Genomic DNA, 20993 nt, shown 5'->3' with positions numbered 1-20993 from the left:
GGCGCGTCCTGATCGTGGGCGGCGTGGCGTTCGCGGCGCTCCGGTGCAGGTCAGTGTCGGTGCGTCGCGCTCCACTCTGACACGGGAGTCTCGTTGCTGTACTCTTTCGGGCTGTGCGCAGGCGCGGGGGTACCCCGGTCTGCGCGAGGCGCAGAAGCGTCACAGCTTGAGATGGGAATCGCCAGCCATGCCCACCGCCGGAATCACCTACTCGAAGAAGAAGATCGAACGGACCGACTTCAAGGCCCTGCGCGAGCATGAGGAAGGGGCCGTGAACGCGGAGCTGGGCCGGATCGCCCGCCCTGACGACCGGATTGAGCGCGCAGCCGACATCATCCGCCAGGCGGACGCCGAGATCGCCCTGCACCTCGAGGACCGCGACAAGGCCGTGGCCTCCCTGTGGTTCTACGAGCGCGTCAAGGGCCTCGCCACGACGATCGGCGTCGCCCCCACCGCCTACCGAGAGATCCTGAGCAAGGCGCTGTACGGCAGGAACTGGAAGCGAACCGAGAGCGGGCACGTCGAATTGGAGCCGGTTCCCGCCCACGTGCCGACCCCGGAGCTTGCCAAGCTCGCCGAGGAGGCCGGAGTGCCGCGCGTCGAGAACGCCTCCGACGAGCTGCCGCGACTGGCCCGGGTCGTGGCCGCGGCGCGCGCCCGCCGCGGAGCCGCGGTGGTCTTCATGCGGGAGGCCGCCCTCGCCCTGTCCGAGGAGCCCTACGGCTGGGATGGCGAGAAGATCGCCGAGCACGCCGGCGTGGCCAAGAAGTTGATCTGGCAGCAGCAGCGGACGGCCCGCCTGGCGCGCGAAAGCTGACTGCTCCTCTTCGTTCCAGCGGCCGGTCCCGAGCACCTTCGGGGCCGGCCTTCCCTTTGCACCGCAGGTCAGACCGGCGCCTGAAAATCAGGCGCCGGTCACCGGGGCCTGAAAATCCGGCTTCCGGTGTAGGGGCCGCCGGGAGACCGGGTGCCGGTGGATCAGGCGCCTTTAGTAACAAGATCAAGCACCACAATGAAGTAAGAGTTCCGATGCCTTCGCTTCGCTCAGACATCGGCGCGCATCGACCTCCGAAGGCCCTCGAACGAACCACCGGACAGCCGCAGCGACAGGGCGCCGAGGAGGAGGGGTGTCACAAAATCCGGCTGTTGGCGTTCCCCCAGACATGACGATGCGATCCATGCCCACGCGCACGATGCTTCCGCCGAACCTGACCCGGCACTTCTATGAGACCCGCCGGGCGTTCCTCCGGAGCGCCGGCCAGGAATCCACCCCGTGGTTCCAGCTCTCCCCGATGGAGCGCACCGTGGTCGAGTCGGAGATGGAGATCTTCCGCCAGGCGATACGGAGCGCCGAGGAAGAGCAGGACCTGATCGCCAGCCTCGATGCGACCCGCGCCGCCGCGGCCACCGACAAGTCCGCCGCCGAGGAGCCGGAACCGGCCGCGCCCGTCGACGAGGGAACCCGGGAGGATTGCTGCCTGGAGTGCGCAGCCGTCGCCGCGTTCCTTGCCCTCATCAGGGGGCTGGGCGGGAAGCTCGACGGCACTGCACCGGATGTACTGGTCACCTTCGACGGCCGCCCGATCAGCGTCGAGCGCCTGCTGGTGATGAACTCCCCCTTCGACGACATCCGCGCCGAGTTCTGGCGCAGGAAGCCCCCGACCGCCGACAAAGCGTAACGGAATTCGGCGCGCGACGTACTACAGAGTGCGGCTGGCCCTCTGCCCCCGACACCCCCTCGGGGAAAGCACTCCAGCCGCGCCCCCTCGGCCGGGGCGAAGACCCTGCTCCACCTCCCCGGTGCAGGGCCCTCGCCCCGGCAACAGACATCCGGCACAAGTCCCCTTGGCGGGGTGGCTTCTTTCTCAAGATCGTGCCGGATCTCGCGGCCTGGTCGGCGGTCTGGGCATGGGCCCCGGCCAGGCCGCGACACTAGATCCCTGCCGGCGGCACCTTCCCCGCCATGTCCCGCACGAAGCTCTCGCCCCCCGCACGCCCCCGCGTGGTCCCACCAGCCCGGGACCTGCGGAACCGGCGTCAGCCCGGCGTCGTATCCCGTGACGCCTCCAACATCGCCGACATCCTGCTCCGCGCCCCCGCGGCCGCCCGCCGCCACGCCTTCAAGCACGACATCACCGCCCGCGAACGGCCGCACGTCATGCGCGAAGTCGAACGGGCCACCGGCTCGATGTACGGGCTCTGGCACGACACCCCCAGCGGCTTCATCGAGGACGTGCTGGGGGAGAGCATTTGGAGCCGTCAGCGCGAAATCGTCGACGCCGTCCCCTTCAAGAAGCGCATCGCCGTCCCGGCCGGCTTCGGCGTCGGGAAAACCTGGATCGCGGGCAGGCTCGTCGCCTGGGCCGGAGCCGTCAACGCCCCCGGGACCATGGTCATCGTCACCACCGCGACGAGATTCCGGCAGGTCCGTAACCAGCTCTGGCCGCACATCAGGAAGACCGTCGCCCGCGCGGGCCTGCCTGGATACTGCGACACCACCCAGTGGAAGATCCCCGACCAGTGGGGCAACGACGTCATCGTCGCGTACGGCTTCACCGCGCCAGAGAACGACGAAGCCGCGATGCAGGGCATCCACGGCACGCCCAAGCTGCTCATCGTCGTCGACGAGGCCGGCGGTATCGCCCGCACCATCGGCAACGGCACCAACAACCTCCTGACCGGCGACGCGAGGATGTTGGCGATCGGCAACCCCGCGATGGACGACCCGCGGAGCTGGTTCGAGACGCTGTGCGAGGAGGGCGAGGACCCCGAGGAACCGTCCACGGTCACCATCCCCATCGCGACCTTCGACTCCCCGGCCATCACCAAGGAACGCGTCCCATACTGCAACGACTGCCCCGACGGCGTCCCCCCGCACTCCCTCGCCATCCACCTCCCCGATCAGGACTGGGTGGACCGCACCATCCGTGAGTACGGCGAAGATCACCCCTACGTCATCGCTAAGGTCCACGCCAAGTTCCCCAAGGGCGGAGGCGGCCTCGCGATACCCGTGACCTGGGTCGAGGACGCCCAGAACAACGACGACCCGACCGGCCCCGGCTGGCACCGACTCTGTGACCTCGGCCTGGAAGGGGAGAGCGCCAAGCACACCGTGAAGGAAGGCGCCTGGATCAGGCTCGGCGTCGACGTCGCCGCCGACGGAGGCGACGAATTCACGATCTACAGGGCGGTCGGAGACGCCATCGAGATGCGGCACGCCAGCTCCGGCACCGCCAACGACAACCAGGTGAAGGTCGCGGAGAAGATCCTCGAGGAGATCCGCGCCGCGCAGCGCCTCGCGGATGCCCTGAACTCTCCACACCCCGTCCGCGTGAAGATCGACAAGAACGGCATCGGCCACGGCGCCACGAGCATGCTGGAGGTCTGGGCGGACAACGGCACCCACCACGCGCAGATCGTGGGCGTCATGGTGTCCGAGTCCCCCACCCAGGACGACCCGGGCGCCGTCATGCGCCCGTACCGCAAGCGTGACGAGATGTGGCTCGCGACCAGGGCACTTTTGCAGCCGGACCCGTCGACCGGCACCGGCCGGCTACGCCTCCGCGTCGACCGGCAGGCCGGTATCCAGCTCTCCACCCCGAAGCTCGGGTCGAACACCGCCGGGTACAGCATCATCGAGTCGAAGAAGACCATGAAGGCCCGCGGGATGAAGAGTCCCGACCGGGCCGAGGCCGCCCTGCTGGCCGTGTACGAGCCCGAGCCGCTGAACCAGCCACGCCGCCGCGGTCTGCTCAATTAGAGCGACCGGAAGGTCCGCAGGACGCTGGTACTGTCCCCGTATGGATCTCGCTCAGGCTCAGGCTCTTTCCGCGCCCCTGACAGCCGCTGAGCTCGACCAGGTGCAGCGCGCCGCAGCGGCGGCCGGTCAGAACATTGAGGAGTTCGTGCGGACTGCGGTCCTCGACGCCGCCGCGGACCCCTTCCTCGACGCCCTCGATCAGGCCGTCGCTTCCATCGCCGCCCGCGCCCAGGGCGAGCACATTCAGCACGACTACGCACTTTGACGCCAGCCGCCCTGGTTCCGCACCAGGAGCGAATCCAATCGTCCGCCGTGTCCTGGCCGCGCAGCAGCGCGGAAAGGCGGCCTGATCATCCACGACGCACAAGGAGCCCGGTACCGACGGGGGATGCGGTACCGGGCCTGTGATCACCTTACTTGCTGGTGCAGTAGCCGCCCCTGGCGGGACAGCCACCGAACAGTGCGTGACTCAGACCACTAGCTTCGCGTCCTCACGGGGCACTGGCCTGGTCTCGCCGGCCTGCTCTCCCCCAATGCCAGACGTGGCATGATCCGTTGGGTAGTGTTGGCCCGATTCCTATCCCGGAGGACACCACTTGATGGCCGACCTACTCGTCGTCGCGGCTCTGTCAGAGGCTGTGGAGAACGCCTCGGCCGCGCGTCCTCTAGGCTCCAGAGGTTCTCGCGGTGAGATTGCGGAGAGCGGCCCCGCCGAGCTGACGCCTACGGCTACCGCGGTGCTGGCCGCAATTCCAGCCTGGTGGCGGGCTCAGGCTGCGGCAGCGGGCCTCACCGGCCGCTGGCTGGACATCGAAACGGCGCTCCAAGCAGACCCGCCCGTTGACGTTCCGAGCGATCCTCCCCTAGGCGACTCCTGGGGATCTCTTACGCCAGAGCAGGTGGGCGCTGCGTATGTGGAGGCCCTTTCGTCTGCCACGCGCGCGCGCCACGGCCGTCACTACACGCCACCCGAGCTCGCCTCACACTTGTGGAGGCTGGCACGCACGTCCCTGGATCTTCCTCCGCAGAAGCAGGTTCTTCCCGGGTTGGTGCGCGACCCAGCATGTGGCGCCGGAGCCCTTCTCCTACCAGCGTTGAGGGAACATCTCCATGCCTCCTTCGGCGTCGATCCGGCGCTGACGCTGGCGGGTCTCCCCAACCTGATCCAGGGAGTCGATACCGACCCAGCTGCCGTATGGGTCGCCAACGTCGTTCTGGCGGCGGAGATGCTTCCCACCCTCGCCCGCGTCCCCGAGAAGGTACGCAAACCGTTGCCGTCGCTGGCTCGCGTTGGCGACGGGCTTGCCGCCCCCGACCAGCAGGCGCGAGTCGTCATGATGAACCCGCCATACGGTCGCGTTCGACTCTCGCCCGGCGAACGCGACCGCTACGCGCATGTGCTGTACGGGCACGCCAACCTGTACGGCCTTTTCATGGCAGCGGCCGTGGCCTCCTTGGACGAGACGGGCGTTCTGGCGGCCCTTGTCCCCACGAGTTTCACCAGCGGACGCTATTTCTCAAAGCTGCGCACCTACCTGGGCCGCGAAGCTGGGATGAGTGCCGTCACGTTCGTTGAGGACCGCAGCGGCGTGTTTACTTCCGTCCTGCAAGAGACTTGCCTGGCCACTTTCGAGCGTCGCCGACGGAAGAAGACGCGGATCAGCAGCCTAGGCAGCGCAGAGACCACGATCGCGAGTGTGAAGACACAGAGGACCGGCGAGCCATGGGTATTGCCGCGCCGGTCGGATGACGCGCCCGTGGCTGCTGCTGCCTCCGCCATGACGGAGTCCCTCGCCTCACTAGGTTGGCGCGCTTCGACCGGGCCACTTGTTTGGAATCGCCGCAGCACCGACCTGCACGCAAACTGGGGTCCGTCTCGGTCTCACGTCATTTGGGCAGCAGATCTCGACGGTGGCATTTTGCACCGTGACGCGGCTCGTGACTCGATGCGATACCTGGCGCTCACTGCGGCGTCTGACCTCAAGGTCATGGTTTTGGATGAGCCGGCAATCCTGGTACAGCGCACGACGGCTCCTGAACAGTCACGAAGACTTGTAGCCGCTCTCCTCGACGACGAAGCGCTGAAAGTTCGCCATGGGCGGGTCACGGTTGAGAACCACGTCAACGTTCTGCGGCCTACCGCTGCTGACCCCGTACTCACAAACGAAGCTATGACGCGATTGTTGGCCACAAGAGCACTGGACAGGGTAGTGCGCTGCATCTCGGGTTCCGTCGCGCTTAGCGCATACGAACTGGAATCGATCCCGCTGCCCGACCGTGATGTGGTGGCCAAGTGGAACGACCTTGAGGGCGACGCGCTCGAAGCCGCCGTTGCCGCCGCTTACCGGCCGGAAGGCAGCTGAGTTGAGGAAGATCATTAGTCCCGAAGAAGCCGAACGGCGACTTCAAGTCATCTTCCCCCGCGCGGCCTTCGACACGGTACTTTCATCGCCATTGGCGGGAATGGCAGTAGCCGCTCTGATCTACGTGGAAGCGGTATGCAGTTCGAGCGACGAGGCGGAGACCGTCCAGTGGGCACGTCCTTCCACCGTCGTATGGATGTCCACGGCCACGCTTGAGCACGAGGCAGACGATGAGCGCCTCGCCTGGCGCGCTGCCGCGCTGAAGAATCAGAAGTACGTGCAGGACCTCCAAGAATCATGGGGCATCCCATTCCAGCCCAAATACAAAGACAACAGTCGCGAAACCCTTCGCGACGAGACTTTCCGGGCCTGGCGGGAACATAACGCGATCCGAAAGCGGTCTGGGCTTCCCAGTAACAGCAGCAAACCCACTTGGTCACTGCTCGACGACTTCGCAGACCTGTTCGATCCCGACATGCCGGATGAACTCTTCAGAGAAGCCGCCGCCCAATGGCGCGACAAGCGTATGACCCCTGGTACCAAACTCAAAGCGCTCCGCGCCCTTAACGCGGAGGCCGCCCAGCATGCCGTAGTTGTAACGCTCCCCGACGGCACGACTCGGACTCTCGAACCTGGCGGCTCCTCCCTCATAATCAAGGGCGTCATCGAGGAGTGGGCTCCAGTTCGCCTGGGGCAGCCGGTAGTTCTGGCAATCTCTGAGCCAGGCGACAAAGTCCACCTCGGGGACAAGAAGATGCTTCAGGCGCTCGGCATCAAGATTGATCCCAAAGACGTACTCCCCGACGTTTTGATCGCCGACGCGAACCCAGACCCGGTCGTGTTTTGGATCATCGAAGCCGTAGCGTCAGACGGAGCCGTGACTACTGGGCGCCGCAAGGCGCTTTTGGAGTGGGCCGCACAGCAAAACATCAAACCGGATCACTGTTCGTTTCTCAGCGCCTTCAGGTCTCGAAACGCCGCCCCGGCCAGGAAGCGCCTCAAAGACCTCGCCCCTAACACCTGGGCGTGGTTCACTGACGAACCTGGTCACGAACTCTCCTGGTATCAGATGTTTCCCACCGCAGAGGAAGTCTGATCACCCCAGGGACATCACTCGCTCCGTCGCGTTCTCCGGAGCCGTGGAACGGGTAAGGGCCCTTTGATCTGGGCGGATCACTTCGACGTTTGAGCCTCCGGGCTGTGCACCGGGATCTTCCTGAAAGGGTCCTTGGACGTGTCCTTGGCCGGGCGCACGTACCTCTCCCGTGGGATGCGCGAACCCTTCTTCCAGCGCCCTGCTTCCTCGAGTTCTTCGTCCGTTGCGCCGTTCACGCCGAGGTCGGTGGCACCGCCAGCGCGGAGGCTGTGCGAGGACACGGGCCTGCCATCGGTCTTGAGCCCGGCCGCCGCGAACCACAGCTTTACCCGCTCGTTGACGGTCTGCGGGCGCAGGTAGGCGCCGCGTTTGGTGGCACCCCGCCTCGCCCGGGTCTCCGGCGAGGCCACTCTGCCACTCCGTAGAACTTCTCGGAACACAGGGCCGGTCGTGATGCCTTGCTCGGCAAGGTAGCCAACCCAGCGGCGCAACCGGAAGATCAAGTTGAGGTCCGGCCGGTCGTGGAGGACGAGCGTCTGTTCCTCGCCCTTGTGGGTCTTGTCCTCGGCAAGCCACACCAGCACTCGGTCGTCGAGGATGGTCACGTCCTCGAGGTCCAGGTCGACGTCTTCGATGCTGCGGCCGAGGAACCGGTACCCGAAAGCGAACATCGCCGAATCGCGCCAGCCGATCGGCCGGTCGTCGGCCTCCGCCTTCTCGATCATCGGGACTAGGTACGGCAGCGTGATGGGGAACGCTTCCTTCCTGCGCAGAGCCCGCTTGTTCTTCCGCCGGTACTGCGCCAGAAGCATCAGGTACAGACTGTTGTCCGGCTTCTTCCCGGCCGGCATCGACGTCCGGATCAGGGACATGTAGTGCCGGATCGTGCTCACCTTGAGGCCCTGCGCCATCAGGTGACGGCCGTATTCGGTGTACGTCGCCGTCGTGCACGGCTTCGCCACCCGCCCCTGCTCCGCACACCACGCCTCGAACAGCCGCATGGCAGTGCGCCGCTGGGGTGACCCCTCCTCCTCGGCCTCCTTGATGGCGGCGGCGGTTTCCTCGCTGACGTACAGGTCCCGCTCTGTGTACGTAGTGCCCGGATCCGTGCTAGTCGGGATCTCCTCGCCGGGCATCAGCACCGTGTGCGCGTCGACGAGCGGCCGCCCGGCCGGCTCGGCATAGGGCAGCAGCTCACCATCCTCGACGAGTTCGGCGTCAACGATCTCGTCCTGGTCGCGCAGGCTCATTCCGGGGTCACGTCTTCCTCGGGCTTCGCCTGGAGCTGATGCAGCAGCGCGTGCAGGGTGATGATCTGCGAGTTGGTGGACGTGCCCGTCTCGGTGAGCTGTTGAACCAGGTGCAGGAGGCTTCCGACTCCCTGCCGGTCCTGGTTGTAGAGCAGAACGAAGGCAGTTTGGTCAGTCGGGAGCTGCGTAGGGAAGTGCCCGACGCGTTGGCCCGCGAGTTCGCGCTCAATGCCCGCGATGATGCGCCGCCCTGCCTTACGTTCGCCCGCCACCGCCAGCAGCTCCTGCACACTCGTCTGCCGCCAACCCCGGTCCTGCCCGGCGATCATTTCGGCGTACGTCTTCCACGGCGTATCAGTCATCGGTCGCTCCACTTCCAGCAATCGGGGGTGCAGTCTTTCGATATGGCGGTGGTCAGTAGCGCTGCATTCTGTGCTCGACACAGTTGCCACACATGTCCGCTTCCGGGATGGCGAAGGTGCTGACGGCGAGCCCGCAGTATCCGCAGACTCCAGCGCATTCGATCCCGCAGAAGAGGCAAAGCAGCGTGGAGGCTTCGCCGTCACCTCCGATTGGGACATCGGTCACGGCTTCTGTGCCGCACTCGTCGCATTGGTGCACCGGGGATGGGCCACCGCCCGTGATGATCTCGTGCTCTGAGGTGTCCGCGTAGATCCAGGCTGCTTCTGTCGGCGGGCCCAGGTGGGAGTCACAGACCACGCAGGTGAGATCGGCGCCGCCCTGTACGGGGACTGCGAGAGCTGCGCAGACAGGGCAACCGAGGATGGTGGGAAACTGGCCCAACAGCTCCCGGGCGGGTTCCATGCGCCGGTCTACGAGACGTTGGATGCGGCCAAGCCCCGGGCGGATGCGTTCCACGGCCTCCTCGGCAAGCGTCAGCTCCTCTTCCTCTACCAAGGGCAGCAGGTCCTCGCGTACGAAGGTGAGCAAGTTGTCGAGCACGGGCGTCGTGAGCACTTCGACGGTGATGGAGCCCTCCGTGACTCCGACGTGCGCGAAGCGGTTGCGCATCTGAGCGAGAGCCTTGAAGTGCCGCGGTTCCAGCAGCGTGGTGTCAAGGTCGCACTCCTTGATGACTCGCTTGCGGGCGTCCTCCCAGCCGCAGCTCTTGAAGTCCCCTCGTGCATGCTTGGCCGGGTCGTAGCCGTCTGGCGTTGCCCACACGAGGGCGGGATTCTTCATCGCGAGCCGCGCCTTGAACAACGTCTCGGCCGCGGATGCCAGGTGCACCACGGCGTACTTCAGGTTCCGGGGCGGTACCTCTTCCTGCGCGGCAAGCAGATCGACAGTGCTCTCCAAGAAGTCGAGCCCGTTGAGCACGGGCGGAAAGTTGATGCTCGGCCCGCTTCCCTTTGTCGCGCTCACTGCCGCGCCTCCGCAGAGGGTCCGTAGTGGCTGTTATCGACCAGGTCGTCGTGCTCCTTCTTCGCGGCGCGGTACTTCTCCCGGTACTCCTTCACAGCCAGAGTGCTTTCTGCCGTCGGGTACTTGGTGTGCAGTTCCTCGTCGAGACGCGCGTCGATGAACTCGTAGAAGGCGAGCGCGATCTGCCCGTTGACGGCGCTCACAGCTTCCACGGCCGGCCTTCTCCTCCTGCACGGCGGTCGGCGTTCAGCTTCAACGACGTGGCTTCCTTGAGGACGTGGTCCAGGTTGTGGACCGTCGTGTTGCGCTCATCCGCCGGGTCCTGGAGAGCGAGTTCGTGGACCAGACTCAGGAGGTAGCCGACTCCGTTGTGATCCTTGCTGTAGAGCAGGACGCGGCGCGTGCTGTCGGTCGGGAGCTTGGTCGGCAGGTGACCGATGTTGTGCTCGGCCAGCTTCTGCTCGATGCGCTCGATGACGCGGGCCCCGGCCTTCTGTGCACCGGCGAGGCGCACCAGGTTCTCGACGTCGCGTGCCTCGTGCCCGGCCCATCTCAACCTATGAGCCAGGCTCTCCCACTCGTTCATGTCTTCCCACCGCTTCACGGCCACCTCTGCCCCGCCTCGCGTTGTGATCTGATGTCGCGCCAACTTTAGCGACAACAATCACAGTTGTTGTCGGCTACTAATTAGTAACAACGGGAGGTCATCACCGAAGGGCGGACAGCACCGCCCGAACCCCGAACGAACGACACCGCCATGCAGAAGCTGAAGCTGTTCGCGTACGCCCTCGCGCTCCTGACCCTCGCGCACCCACCCTCATTCCACCTGCCCTCGGCACACTCGGCGTCACGGCCGCCGCGGTGGCCACCGCCATCGGATGATTCCTGGCGAACCCGTCGCTCACCCTCACGATCACGGCCCGCCGGCTACTGATCCGCGCCTTCCCCAGCGTTCCACGGTGGTTGAGCCGTGCACTAGTCGCTTCAGTCGCTGCAACAGCCCCCGTCAAGGCGTAACACGACCGCCGTTCGAGCCGTTCGATTCTTCGCTCAGAACGATTCTCTGCTCACCCCTGTCTGTGGCCACGGGCCTGCTGCCGCGCCAACTCGGCGGAGAGCACCGCTGGAATCCCGAAGGAAGGAACACCGTATGTCCCGTCGCATCGTCGTCACTGCCCTGCAATACCAGGAGATCCTGGCGCGACGACGCGCCGCCCAACCACCCGTGGCCGCCGCCGCATCACGGAAGAAGGCCAGTAAGAGGCCTGCCGCGCACCCGGGCCCGCCGTCCATCCCGGCGGGGCCCGAGATCCCGCCGCTGCTCTCCGACCTGTCCGGCGTGGGGCACGTCCGAACGACCCTCATGCCGTACGTGGAGGAGATGCTGACAAGCAATCAGTGCCTTCACCGGATGACCGAACACAAGATCAAGAAGCAGCTTCGCGCCGACGCTGCACAGATGATCACCCTTCAGCGTTTGCCCCGTCTCCAACGCGCGGCGATCTTCTATGTGCTGCACTCACGCCCCATCAACCAGAAGCGGGACCCCGGGAACTGGGCGTCGACAGCGAAGGCGTACATCGACGGTGATCAGGGGCTACCGGCGGCCTTCGCCGTGCCCATTTACCCGCCCCACGCCGGGCGGCGAAGCCGGCCTTAGTTGCTGACCTGACACTCCCCAAATCCACCCCAACTCGACCAGGCTGCGGTGTAGTTACGTTCGACCGCACATACCTTGAGCCGTGCTACATTCGAACCGGTAAGTCGTCAGGCTCTCTACTTGAGGCCTCGCGGTCTGCTTCCCGAGCATTCCGGCTGGGTGCACTGCGGCAATCGCAATGCACACCCGCACGGCGTGAGCTGGAATCAATGAGGCGGACCCTCCAGACTCCGAGCTAGCTTGCTTGCTTGGACTGTTGGCGACTGCCGAGAGCCGAGAACATTTGCGCACACGTCGGCGCGGGTGTCTCGGTCCGAACCGTAAGGGTTCGGATCGAGGCTGCCTGCGCACCCGATCCGACCCATGACAGGGAAGGTAGGGATCGGTGGACGGCGCAGCCATCCTCTTCATTCTCGCCGTCGCTGGCGTGGCTTCGATCTGCCTCTTCGCTCTGAAGGGGCTACTCGACCAGGTCCCGGATGTGATCGACTCCGCCGGGAAAGCACGCGACGCGTGGCACCGCTTCAAGAAGCCCGAGGAGCGGCCCCGGGTAGACGACGAGGAGCCGCCCGCTGCCGCTTAGGCCCGTCGTGGGGTCTTCGTCGCTCTCCCTGACGCGTAAATACGGACCGCTGCGGAACACGGGGCCGTCGTGACGCGCCCCAGGAAGAGGGAGTTCGCCCCCGACGAGCTGACCGAGCTCATCGGGGGCGAGCTGCATCCCACGATGCCGCTCGAGGGCTGGCGCACGGTGACGCTGCACTGCCAGGTCGACGCGATCGGCCCGTCCGACCGGCACCCGGACTTGGTCAGGCTGGAGGTGTCGTTCCCTCCGGGGTCGGCGTCTGCCCCGCCGGGTCCTGGCCCGCGTCGTTGATGCTTCGGAGCAACTCCTGCAGGCGCCGGCGGTCGTCGGCCAGATGCCGCACCCGGTAGGAGTTCTTCGCGAAGAAGATGCCTTGCACCGGCTCAAAGAGGGCCTGCACACGGCGAGCCCGTTCCACCACCTGCAGTTCGGTCAACCACGCCCCCCGCGCTGCCACTACCGCCCCCGTCAGCAACTGCTGCAGGTCCAACGGACCCGACGGGTAGGTCAAGACGTACTGCTCGACGTGGTCGATCAGGTAGCGGGTGGACTCCTCCACCTGTTCCCCCCACCGGTCCAGCTCCCCCTGCAGTCGGCTGCGCACGGGTTCCGGCGCCTCGGCCGGCTCCATGTACTGAAGTCTGGCCGTCGCGGAGAGAATCGTCAGAACGTGCCCCGAGAAGGTGTCCCTCGCTGCCCAAGCCGCTTTGATCCGCACCGACCGCGCTTCTAGCCGCGGCGCAAAGCGCGACACCGCGAAGGTGGTCGCCAACGTGGTGACCACGGCGATGATCACCGTCTTCATCCAAGGGTCGAGCACTGGCACTCCGTACGTAGCCCGCAACTGGCCCCCGCTTGCGGGAAGGTGGCGGGGGATCAGCTTCTACCACGCTGGCCGAATCATCCCGGTTCCCCCTGTCGCTCGGCCGCTCATCTCGCCGAGATTGACGAATTTCGGTGAGATCTTCCAATCTCCGTGATAGATCGGCACAATGGGGCTGTTGCTGATCTAGAGGGGGGTACCGGTGGCTGATCAAGAGTCGCCCCGAGTCCTACGGCTCACATTCGAGTTCCACGTGCCCGTCGGGCTGCGCGTCAACATCCATGGCTCACGCGTGAGGAAGGCCGCTGAGGCGATCACCAGCGCCGTGCAGGCCCTGGCCGGTCAAGTCTTCCCGTGGGCCTCGGAAATGCGGGTCCGTCACGAATGGTCGTACGCCTGGCACGACCACAGGCCGGAGCCCATCAGCTTGCCGGCCACAGACAAGAACACGCCGAAGACGTAGCCGCGGGCTGAGCCCCGCGCGACAGACCCACAACTGAACACCTGGCGTCATGGCCAGACCACCCCGGCGGAGAGCACCGCCGGACAGCCCGAACGAAGGAACTCGAAGGAAGTCCTGCGTATGACGCAGCCTCATCCATGGCCGATCAGCTGGAGGCATGACCGTGCCGTTCGATCCCGACCGCCCGGCCCCGCCCAAGGGAATGAAGCACCGCACCGCTCGCGGCTACGTCATCGCCGGACCTGACGACCGCGGATGCTGCGTGATTCACGAGATGTGGGTTGATCCCGAGCACCGCGGCAGCGGCGAAGGACGCGCCCTGGTCAACTTCGTTCGCGCGTGGGCACGCGAACGGAAACTCGGGCCACTCGTTGTCCACTGCTCGCCTCGCAACCAAGGCGGCCGGGCCTTCTACGAAGCCCTTGGCATGCGTGCCGTCGCCATCGTCTACCAAGAGGATCTAGACGGCGCAGAGCACGGTCACTCCGGATCGCGATAGCGACATCGGTCCCCGCTACGCAGGGGTCATGCCTTGCGTGCCCAGTAGTCAGCCAGCATCTCGCCCGGCCAGGCGGGCTCATGGACAGTGCCTCGCGGACCCATCTCGGCGAAGTACGGCGACAGGTCATAGATCTTCGTGCCGACGACTGCGTCCAGATCGGTCACGCGCAGTGTGAGTCCGTCGACCTTGAGCAGTCGGGGGAAGCTCTGCGCTAGTTGGTTGGGGCGCCGGTGATTGCGGTGCGCGAACGTCCCGGTTGCCGGCCACTCTGTGTTCCCGCGTGGGCTCCGGGCGTGGTATTCGACGTCGTCGGGCGAGGCCAGGTTGAAGTGCCACACCACTACCAGGTGGGAGAACTCCCCGAGGCCCTGCACGGAGTCGAGCGGAAACTCGGCCTCGTCGAGCTGGATCACTGACTCGATGCCGCCCCAGTAATCGTCAGCGACCTCGGTGCGACCTTCGACGACTTCCCCGATCGGCTTGATCTCCAAGGTCATGCCCCAGCCCTTCGTCTTTGCCTCAATGACGTTGCGATCAATCTACTTGGGCGAGGTACGAGGCTGCACGGGCGTCGAGCACGCCTACCGCTGGGATGCCGCGCTTGCGGTAGGGCGACAACAGGTGGCGCATGTCGACGACTGTCTGCCGGGCCCGGCCGGAGTAGATGCCGTCCTCCATCGCGTCGAGGACGTTGATCCATGTCGCGCAGGCTTCTTCGACGCCGCCTTGGGCGATTTGCGTTGCGCCCATGTACCCGAGGGTGACCGCGTGTGTGCGCCTGAACGCTGCGCCGCGAGTTCGCACGGAGCGACGGAACTGCTTGACCGCCCGTCGGTGGTCACCGAGGTCCCGCAGAGTGCATGCGGTTTCGTGCGCCAAGGAAGCCTCCCCGAAGAAGAAGGTCCGATCCGGCTCCCTGATCCCGTCGTGGGCGTTCGACAGGTCGTCCTCGGCCCGAAGCAGCGCCCGCGCTGCCTCCTCCTTGTGGCCGCTCGCGGCGAGGGTCCGCGCGTGCACGACGCCGAGGAGCGCTCGCTCGCGGGGTGTGGCGGCTGCGTACCGCTCGCCGTGTACCGAAGCCTGCGCGATCTGGAGGGCTTCGCTGCGAAAGCCCAGGTCGAGCGCCTGGTGCGCCATGGCACGCAAGATGTGTCCGCTCAGGGGTGCGTCGCCTGACCGGGCAGCGAGCTTCACCGCGGTGTTGAAGCGCTGGAGCGCAACCGCATGCTCGCCGTTATCGAAGGCCATCCAGCCCGACACGTACGCAAGCTCGGCGGAGGCGGAGAACATGGCACGTCGGGTCGCGTCGTCGGCGAACCGGCCCCGAAGAAAGTCGTGGGCCTCATGCTTCAGGTACTCGTCGACCGCCCAGCGGCCGTGGCCGCCACCACGCCGCTGGTCCATGCGCGAGAAGGCCAGGGTCAGCTCGCGCACGGTCTCGACGTCGCCGCGACCGACCCGTTTGCCCACCGAGGGCTCCTCGGCCAGCGGCCTCGACATCGCGTCCCACCACGTCTCCTCGGGAAGGATCAGGGCCGCCGCGGAGTAGACCCCACCCGTCAGCAGTCGACGCCGGTCCGTGTCCACGCCACTCCCCAAGTCGTTCAGCGCGATCAACGGATCAACGCGCCAGTCCAGCGCCCCCTGCGCTGGTGAGGTGGAAGCTGCGAACCCGATCTCTTGTGGCGTGATCTCACGCTTCAAACGACGGGACAGCGCCTGGCACAAGATAGCGGGCGCGATTCCCGACGGCTCGGTGCCTCCCACCCACATGCTGACGTGGGAGCGTCCGATCTTGGAGTTCTCCCGCACGTCACCGTTCAGTGTCTCGACGGCGACCCGGTTGTACGCAGCGGCGGCTTGCGCTCGTGACCAGCCCGCATCCAGGAGGAGTGCGGCCAGCCGCTCGTTTCTCTCGCGCGCCATCCTGCGCCCCCGCCGCTGAAAACGATCTTTGACCACGTTGACCGGACCCGCCCCGGCAGCAGCTCGGGGACGGGTGCAGATCCAACGTAGTGCTCAACTGCCTCTTGGCGCAGCCGAGGTGGCGGAAAGCCACCCTGGCCGCCTCACGGTGAGGAGTTCATCCGCTCGCTGACGTTCAGCTCAGGGAGGCCAGCAGATCGGAGGCCGCAGCCTCCATGGCCCCGGTCAGCGGCCCCGCCTTCCCCGTCCGTCGGTACGCCCGCGCCACGTTCGCGCACAGCATCAGCCGTGACAGCTGACCGGTCCGAGTGTTGAGGACGTCGGCGAACTCGTTGAGGACACGCGCGGCCAGGGCGGGGACCGACAGCGAGGCTGACCACAGACAGGCCGCGTCCCAGCCGGCGGGCGCCAGCCCCCAGTCCTCCCAATCGAGCAGCGTGAGCGGGGCGGCGGTCAGGTTGGCGTATCCGACGTCGCCGTGTGCGCACGTCCACTCCGCCACTGTCGTGTCGACCTGGTCGCCGTACACCTCCCCAATCCGCCTGGAGAGGTGGCCCTGCTGGACGCATACCCGGCTCGTTTCGTGCAGGGCCAGGTTCTCGAGCGCCGTACGCAGGTCGGCCCACCAGGCGTCTGTCAGGCCCGGGTCGCGGTCGACGGTGCCGGCCGGCGAGAGCGCCGGGGCGGCGGCGAGGCTCATCTCATCGACCCGCCACACCACCCCCCGGCCCTCGTCGTGCCACATTGAGCCCGCGAACCAGTTCGGTCGCGGCACGCCTTCGATCGCGACGGATGCCTCCAGTCCGGTCCACGACTGCGCGCTGAACGCGCCGGGCCGCACCCACGCCAGCCGCACCCACGTGCCCGCCGACGTCCGGAACCCGGCCGTCCCGTTGTACTTGGAGTAGTGGGCACGGTCGCGGTCGAGGACGCGGCCGGTACGCTTCTCCGCTTCGGCAAGGACGTCCTCGTGGCTGATGGTCGACAGGTCATCCATGGTGGGCTGCACGGGCGGCCTCCTCTCTGCGTCCGGCCCGTTCCCGTAGCAGTGTGCGGTAGGCGTGAACCGTCTGCATGCTGGCCGCGATGCGGGTAGCGGCGGCGAGCTCGGCGAGGTGGTCCGGCTGGGAAGTTCCCACGGCGATCCTGCTGACGGAGGGGACGGCGAACGCTGCTGCCAGCCTGGCCTGGACGCTCGATACGGCTGGCTGCCCTGGTTCGAGGAACAAGCCGGTGTCGACGCCGGACCAGACCGGATCTGATGGGTCGCCCGCAAAGGGTGCCATACCCCACACCGCCCTGCCACTTAGCTCGTGGGCAAGGTTCTCGGCGGCGTCGAGGACCGGGCCGGGCACGGCCAGCCCAGCCCGCACCATCACCACATCTGGCCGTACGGGTACCCCGGCCGCGACGGGGGCCAGGGGCAGCGGGTTCCACGTGGCGACACCCCAGGCCCGGCAAAGGCCCGCTGCCTGGCAGGCGGCGAGCGTCTCGCACGCGACTGCGAACCGTTCTGGATCGTGCTCGGGGTTGTGCAGAAGCACCGTGTCGGGCACCCGGCCGAGGGCTTCCCCTGCCTCGGCTACGGCGGCCCTCAGCCGGTCCGGGTCGAGGTCGTGGCCGTCGGGGAAGTACCCCACTTTGGTCGACACCTCGAACCGCTCAAGGAGTTCGCCCGCCTCACTCGCAAGCGCCCGGTGTCCGTCGTACCCGCTGTAGTTGTAGGCCGTATCGACTGCGGTGATACCGGCCTCTAGAGCCCGTTCGAGGACAGCACGGGAGGGACCAGACCGGTATAGCCCGAGGACAATTCGTCGGTCAGCTCCGCGCACAGCCCCTCCCGGATCAGGATGTCGGCGAGTTCCCCAGCGTTGACGCCTGTCTCAATGCCTGCTTGCTCGATCTCCACCGGCGCGCCGGACAGGAATAAGCGCAGTGCGGGCAGGGCCTTGCCATGGAAGGTGAGGCGCTTGCCCGTGGCGGTGACGGTGACGTGTTCGCCGTCCGGCTCAACGAGCGGCGGGAACTCGGTCACGCACACCACGGCGGTCGGCGGCCCGAACAGGCCGGAGGTCTGCACGTGCCGGGCCGCCGTGCGCTCTTGCTCGCGGGTGGCAAGGAAGGCAGCCGGAGGGAACTCCTCGACCAGTCGGGCGGTCGCGGCCGCGAGCGCGGCGGTCTGCTCAGACTTGCCTTCCGCCGTGCCCCACCGGTCCAGGTCCGTACGGAACGTCTCCTCGCGCCGGCACTGGTCGACCAGCCACGTCAGCCAGTTCACTCCCGTGCGCTTCACGAACCCGAACGTCAAGTGCAGGCTGTACCCGTCGCCGCTGTCGGTACGGGTGGCCTGGTGCCAGTGGCCTCGGGGTATGTGCATGACGTCCCCGGCCTTGAGCGTCCCCCGCCATATGGACTGCTCCGGCGGGGTGTTGTTTGGCTCGGCGTCCCGGTACATCGGCACCGGTCGGGACACACCACGCACGTCCCACGACTTCTCACCGGCCACCTGCATGATCACTACGTCATGGTCGTCCCAGTGCAACGCGAACCCAGCCGCGTCCTGGGTCGTGAGGTAGGCGTTCACCTGGACGAGCTCGCGGGACCACCACTGCAATGCCCGGCAGGCGACCTCAAGGGTGGGGTCAAAGAAGTCGAGTTCGTCGAGGACCAGAGTGCAGCCCTCGCGCATCAGCGCCCCAAGGCGCGTCATGTTCGCGAAGCGGATGCCCTGCCCGCGGCGGGTGACGGTGTCGGTGAAGTATTCGCCGGGGTGAAGCTCACGCCCGTCCTGGAACGCCCGGAACTGGGGGTGGGATAGGCCGCGCCGCATCACGGTGTCGAGAAGCCGGACCGGGGTCATCAGCCTCGGGAGAAGGGCTGGGGTGGGGATGCTGCCCCTGGTGAACGCGGAGCCCATGGGGGTCGGGCCGTCCCAACCGAGCGCGGATTCGATGGCGTGAACAAGCTGGTGCTGCACATGTCCTCCGGGAAGCGTGAGGGGGTGGGCCCGCCGCAGACCACGGCGGGCCCAGGTGCGGAGAAGCGGCGCCTACGCCTCGGGGTGGTTCAGGCCGTCGCGGTTCTCTCCGTCGTCCCCGGCGGAGGTTCCGGTGGGGTCGGACTCCTGAGTGTCGAAGCGGTCCTGCACACGGGCCAGTTGCTCGACGGCGATCAGGAGCCCGGACTCGCCGACGCTGCTGGACGGTTCTCGGTTGGCCATGGTCGTCCTCGCTCACTTCCGGTGAAGGGGGCTAATGACGTGCTGTGGTGCCCTGGAACCCTGCCTTCTCGAACGTATGTACGCAAGGTGTGAATGAGCCCGCGCCGGGCGGTCTAGGCGAGCCGAGGTGCCCCGTGATACCCACACGCATGGGCGCTCCTACAGGTACGCCCTCAGCCGCGCAGATTCTTGACCATGACCGCGTACACCGGAGAGTCGGCGAAGGGCTGCTGCTCGCCGGCCTTGTGGTAGCCCCATGTCTCGTACATGTCCTGCACCTTCGGGTGGGTCACGTCGACCAGGAGCACGGCCAAGTCCTCGCCGCGCCGGCTCAGCAGCGCTTCGTGTAGCCGCTCGGAGATACCCTGCTTGCGCCACTTCGGGCGCACCATGACCTCGGAGACCGCGTACGTCGCGGTGTAGCCGTTGTTCGGCTTGAAGGAGGTGGAGCGCCACCACTCGCGGCCGGGCTGCAGCGGGGCGCCGTACGCGAACCCGGTCGGCTCCTCGCCCTCGAACGCGACGACGCAGGTGAAGCCATTCATCGCAGACCAGTGGTCGACGAACCAGGGGAACCGCTGGTTGAACTCGTTATCCATGGCGTCGGCGTAAGAGTCGGCGTGCACGTCGATCAGCATTTGCCTGAAGCCTTCGGGGAGGCTTCCGTGGTTGTAGTGGCGCAGGTCGATCAGCCTGGTCACGCTCGACTCCATTCTTCTCGCATACGGTCTGCCCAGTCGCGGGCGTACGCCGTGGACGGCGCCATCCGGAACAGGTCTCGGTGGAAGTCTCCGATCAGGGTGCGCATGCGTCCAGGGAGCGGAGCGCCGTCCATGATCTGGAAGACGGTGGCCGCGGTCGCTGTGGCCTGCTCGGGCTCGCCTTGCCGTAGCTGGGCGAGCGCGAGCTGACACGTTGCCAAGGCGCGGTTGCGTTGGAACTCTGCCGGGATCTTGGCGAGCGCGCGGTGGGCCATCGCCTCGGCGTCGGCGGACTCCCCGTTGTGGTTGAGGATGATGGCCGCGAGGTGGTTGAGCTCGGCCGGGCCGTAGAACGCGGTCCAGCGCGGGCGGTCGTCCTCGACGGCCTTCCGAAGGGTCTCTTGCGCCGAACCGAGGGCCCTCTTGGCGGCCTGGGGGTCACCCATCGACGAATGGGCGAGAGCGAGGCGCACGCGGCCCATGGAGCTGAAGAAGGGATCGCTGCGTGCCGCCTTTGACGCATTGGCCGCCTGGGCGGCTGCAAGCTGTTCCGGCCAGTTCTTCCGCTGGTAGGCGAGCATCGCGACGTTGATCCATACCCGCATCCCCGTCGGGGCGTCTTGGGACAGGCCCGCGAAGGTGGTGGCCTCGTGGAGGTGTGCCTGAGCCGTGTCCAAATCGCGCAGGTCGATGCATGCCCAGGCCGCGATGGTCGTGTACTCGGCGGCGAGCGCGTACAGGGCGCGGCGCACGGTCTCGCTGGCGTTCTGCTGCTGGAGTTCCAGGATTTTGGCTCGGCCTGCGAGGGCTGCGGCGGCGAGGGATCGGTGTCCGCCCTGGCGGTCGTCGGCTTCTACGAGTTTGTTCATGCCGGCGGACGCTCGGGCCACGTCCGTCATGCCGACCGAGCGCCGCTGTCTCCCAACGGACAAAGCGGCGGTCGCCGTTCCTGTGGTGGCAACGATGAAGTCGCGACGCCGCACGGGGTCCTCCGGAGGATGGTGCATGGAGCTGGGAGCGCTGAACCCTAAGTCCGCCACCGGGCAGCCGAACACACGCTCAAGTGCTACGCAAGTGCGGCCGATTGGGCGCCGGGTCGTCCCGTTGAGCAGGTTCCGGATTGTGCGTGACGACATGTCTCCCGTTCTGCCGGTGACCTCCGACAGCGCCTGGTTACAGCGATCCGCCAACTCATCCTGAGTTAAGCCGAGTTCATCCATCCGCTTCTGAAGGATGACGTTCGCTCCCATGCACTGA

Annotated in this window: 23 protein-coding genes; 9 read left to right on the top strand and 14 right to left on the bottom strand. The window is 66.7% G+C overall.

All coding sequences use genetic code 11. The features are described from left to right. Positions 1 to 187: 187 nt before the first annotated feature. From ACFY1J_RS05395 to ACFY1J_RS05370, 6 genes are all read left to right on the top strand, one after another. The gene (locus ACFY1J_RS05395) at positions 188 to 817 is read left to right on the top strand and encodes a hypothetical protein (RefSeq protein WP_390730690.1); all 630 of its coding nucleotides are present in this window, start codon (positions 188 to 190) and stop codon (positions 815 to 817) included. 361 nt (positions 818 to 1178) lie between these two features. After that, on the top strand, positions 1179 to 1679 hold the full coding sequence (locus ACFY1J_RS05390; protein ID WP_390730689.1) for a hypothetical protein: 501 nt from the start codon (positions 1179 to 1181) through the stop codon (positions 1677 to 1679). Positions 1680 to 1963: 284 nt separating this feature from the next. Next, positions 1964 to 3760 carry a hypothetical protein gene (locus ACFY1J_RS05385; RefSeq protein ID WP_390730688.1) on the top strand — a complete coding sequence of 599 codons (1797 nt, stop codon included), beginning with the start codon at positions 1964 to 1966 and terminating at the stop codon, positions 3758 to 3760. 40 nt (positions 3761 to 3800) lie between these two features. Beyond that, positions 3801 to 4025: a hypothetical protein gene (locus ACFY1J_RS05380; protein WP_390730687.1), complete on the top strand. Its 225-nt coding sequence runs from the start codon at positions 3801 to 3803 to the stop codon at positions 4023 to 4025. A gap of 334 nt (positions 4026 to 4359) precedes the next feature. Continuing rightward, complete coding sequence (locus tag ACFY1J_RS05375) at positions 4360 to 6123, top strand: Eco57I restriction-modification methylase domain-containing protein (RefSeq protein ID WP_390730686.1); 1764 nt, start codon at positions 4360 to 4362, stop codon at positions 6121 to 6123. Position 6124: 1 nt separating this feature from the next. Continuing rightward, the gene (locus ACFY1J_RS05370; RefSeq protein ID WP_390730685.1) at positions 6125 to 7219 is read left to right on the top strand and encodes a BsuBI/PstI family type II restriction endonuclease; all 1095 of its coding nucleotides are present in this window, start codon (positions 6125 to 6127) and stop codon (positions 7217 to 7219) included. Positions 7220 to 7296: 77 nt separating this feature from the next. On the opposite strand, the gene ACFY1J_RS05365 is transcribed toward ACFY1J_RS05370, so the two are convergent. The 5 genes from ACFY1J_RS05365 to ACFY1J_RS05345 are packed head-to-tail and all read right to left on the bottom strand — an operon-like array spanning position 7297 to position 10441. Continuing rightward, complete coding sequence (locus ACFY1J_RS05365; RefSeq protein WP_390730684.1) at positions 7297 to 8469, bottom strand: tyrosine-type recombinase/integrase; 1173 nt, start codon at positions 8467 to 8469, stop codon at positions 7297 to 7299. After that, complete coding sequence (locus ACFY1J_RS05360) at positions 8466 to 8831, bottom strand: hypothetical protein (protein WP_390730683.1); 366 nt, start codon at positions 8829 to 8831, stop codon at positions 8466 to 8468. The genes ACFY1J_RS05365 and ACFY1J_RS05360 overlap by 4 nt, the downstream gene beginning before the upstream one ends. A 52-nt stretch (positions 8832 to 8883) precedes the next feature. Next, on the bottom strand, positions 8884 to 9855 hold the full coding sequence (locus tag ACFY1J_RS05355; protein ID WP_390730682.1) for a hypothetical protein: 972 nt from the start codon (positions 9853 to 9855) through the stop codon (positions 8884 to 8886). After that, positions 9852 to 10067, bottom strand: a complete 216-nt coding sequence (locus ACFY1J_RS05350; RefSeq protein ID WP_390730681.1) for a hypothetical protein — start codon at positions 10065 to 10067, stop codon at positions 9852 to 9854. The genes ACFY1J_RS05355 and ACFY1J_RS05350 overlap by 4 nt, the downstream gene beginning before the upstream one ends. Beyond that, positions 10055 to 10441 (bottom strand): hypothetical protein, encoded by a 387-nt coding sequence (locus ACFY1J_RS05345; RefSeq protein ID WP_390730680.1) that lies wholly within the window; start codon positions 10439 to 10441, stop codon positions 10055 to 10057. The genes ACFY1J_RS05350 and ACFY1J_RS05345 overlap by 13 nt, the downstream gene beginning before the upstream one ends. A 564-nt stretch (positions 10442 to 11005) precedes the next feature. Between ACFY1J_RS05345 and ACFY1J_RS05340 the strand changes: the two genes are divergently transcribed. Both ACFY1J_RS05340 and ACFY1J_RS05335 read left to right on the top strand, forming a co-directional pair. Next, positions 11006 to 11515 carry a hypothetical protein gene (locus tag ACFY1J_RS05340; RefSeq protein ID WP_390730679.1) on the top strand — a complete coding sequence of 170 codons (510 nt, stop codon included), beginning with the start codon at positions 11006 to 11008 and terminating at the stop codon, positions 11513 to 11515. A gap of 385 nt (positions 11516 to 11900) precedes the next feature. Continuing rightward, positions 11901 to 12098, top strand: coding sequence for a hypothetical protein (locus tag ACFY1J_RS05335; protein ID WP_390730678.1), 198 nt, complete (start codon positions 11901 to 11903; stop codon positions 12096 to 12098). A 226-nt stretch (positions 12099 to 12324) separates the two neighbouring features. Here the strand turns inward: ACFY1J_RS05335 and ACFY1J_RS05330 are convergent, their stop codons facing one another. Next, the gene (locus tag ACFY1J_RS05330; protein WP_390730677.1) at positions 12325 to 12906 is read right to left on the bottom strand and encodes a hypothetical protein; all 582 of its coding nucleotides are present in this window, start codon (positions 12904 to 12906) and stop codon (positions 12325 to 12327) included. Positions 12907 to 13544: 638 nt separating this feature from the next. On the opposite strand from ACFY1J_RS05330, the gene ACFY1J_RS05325 reads away from it, so the two are divergent. Continuing rightward, positions 13545 to 13886 carry a GNAT family N-acetyltransferase gene (locus ACFY1J_RS05325; protein ID WP_390730676.1) on the top strand — a complete coding sequence of 114 codons (342 nt, stop codon included), beginning with the start codon at positions 13545 to 13547 and terminating at the stop codon, positions 13884 to 13886. Positions 13887 to 13912: 26 nt separating this feature from the next. On the opposite strand, the gene ACFY1J_RS05320 is transcribed toward ACFY1J_RS05325, so the two are convergent. The 8 genes from ACFY1J_RS05320 to ACFY1J_RS05285 form a co-directional block, all read right to left on the bottom strand. Next, complete coding sequence (locus ACFY1J_RS05320) at positions 13913 to 14386, bottom strand: TrmO family methyltransferase (protein WP_390730675.1); 474 nt, start codon at positions 14384 to 14386, stop codon at positions 13913 to 13915. A 37-nt stretch (positions 14387 to 14423) separates the two neighbouring features. Beyond that, positions 14424 to 15815: a Tat pathway signal protein gene (locus ACFY1J_RS05315; protein ID WP_390730674.1), complete on the bottom strand. Its 1392-nt coding sequence runs from the start codon at positions 15813 to 15815 to the stop codon at positions 14424 to 14426. A 175-nt stretch (positions 15816 to 15990) separates the two neighbouring features. Next, on the bottom strand, positions 15991 to 16824 hold the full coding sequence (locus ACFY1J_RS05310; RefSeq protein WP_390730673.1) for an aminoglycoside phosphotransferase: 834 nt from the start codon (positions 16822 to 16824) through the stop codon (positions 15991 to 15993). Further along, a complete protein-coding gene (locus ACFY1J_RS05305; protein WP_390730672.1) occupies positions 16805 to 17647 on the bottom strand; it encodes an aldo/keto reductase in 843 nt (280 codons plus the stop codon). Before ACFY1J_RS05305 ends, ACFY1J_RS05310 begins: the two co-directional genes overlap by 20 nt. Then, complete coding sequence (locus tag ACFY1J_RS05300) at positions 17569 to 18792, bottom strand: JmjC domain-containing protein (protein WP_390730671.1); 1224 nt, start codon at positions 18790 to 18792, stop codon at positions 17569 to 17571. The genes ACFY1J_RS05305 and ACFY1J_RS05300 overlap by 79 nt, the downstream gene beginning before the upstream one ends. Positions 18793 to 18864: 72 nt before the next feature. Then, positions 18865 to 19035: a hypothetical protein gene (locus tag ACFY1J_RS05295; protein WP_390730670.1), complete on the bottom strand. Its 171-nt coding sequence runs from the start codon at positions 19033 to 19035 to the stop codon at positions 18865 to 18867. A 173-nt stretch (positions 19036 to 19208) separates the two neighbouring features. Then, positions 19209 to 19736: a GNAT family N-acetyltransferase gene (locus ACFY1J_RS05290; RefSeq protein WP_390730669.1), complete on the bottom strand. Its 528-nt coding sequence runs from the start codon at positions 19734 to 19736 to the stop codon at positions 19209 to 19211. Continuing rightward, positions 19733 to 20986 carry an XRE family transcriptional regulator gene (locus tag ACFY1J_RS05285; protein ID WP_390730668.1) on the bottom strand — a complete coding sequence of 418 codons (1254 nt, stop codon included), beginning with the start codon at positions 20984 to 20986 and terminating at the stop codon, positions 19733 to 19735. Before ACFY1J_RS05285 ends, ACFY1J_RS05290 begins: the two co-directional genes overlap by 4 nt. Between the last annotated feature and the right edge of the window lie 7 nt (positions 20987 to 20993).

Origin of the sequence: Streptomyces sp. NPDC001406 (genome assembly GCF_042895285.1) — a bacterium.
Lineage (GTDB): Bacteria > Actinomycetota > Actinomycetes > Streptomycetales > Streptomycetaceae > Streptomyces.
Note: the sequence above shows the minus strand (reverse complement) of the source record. Positions and strands in the feature narration are given on the sequence as shown.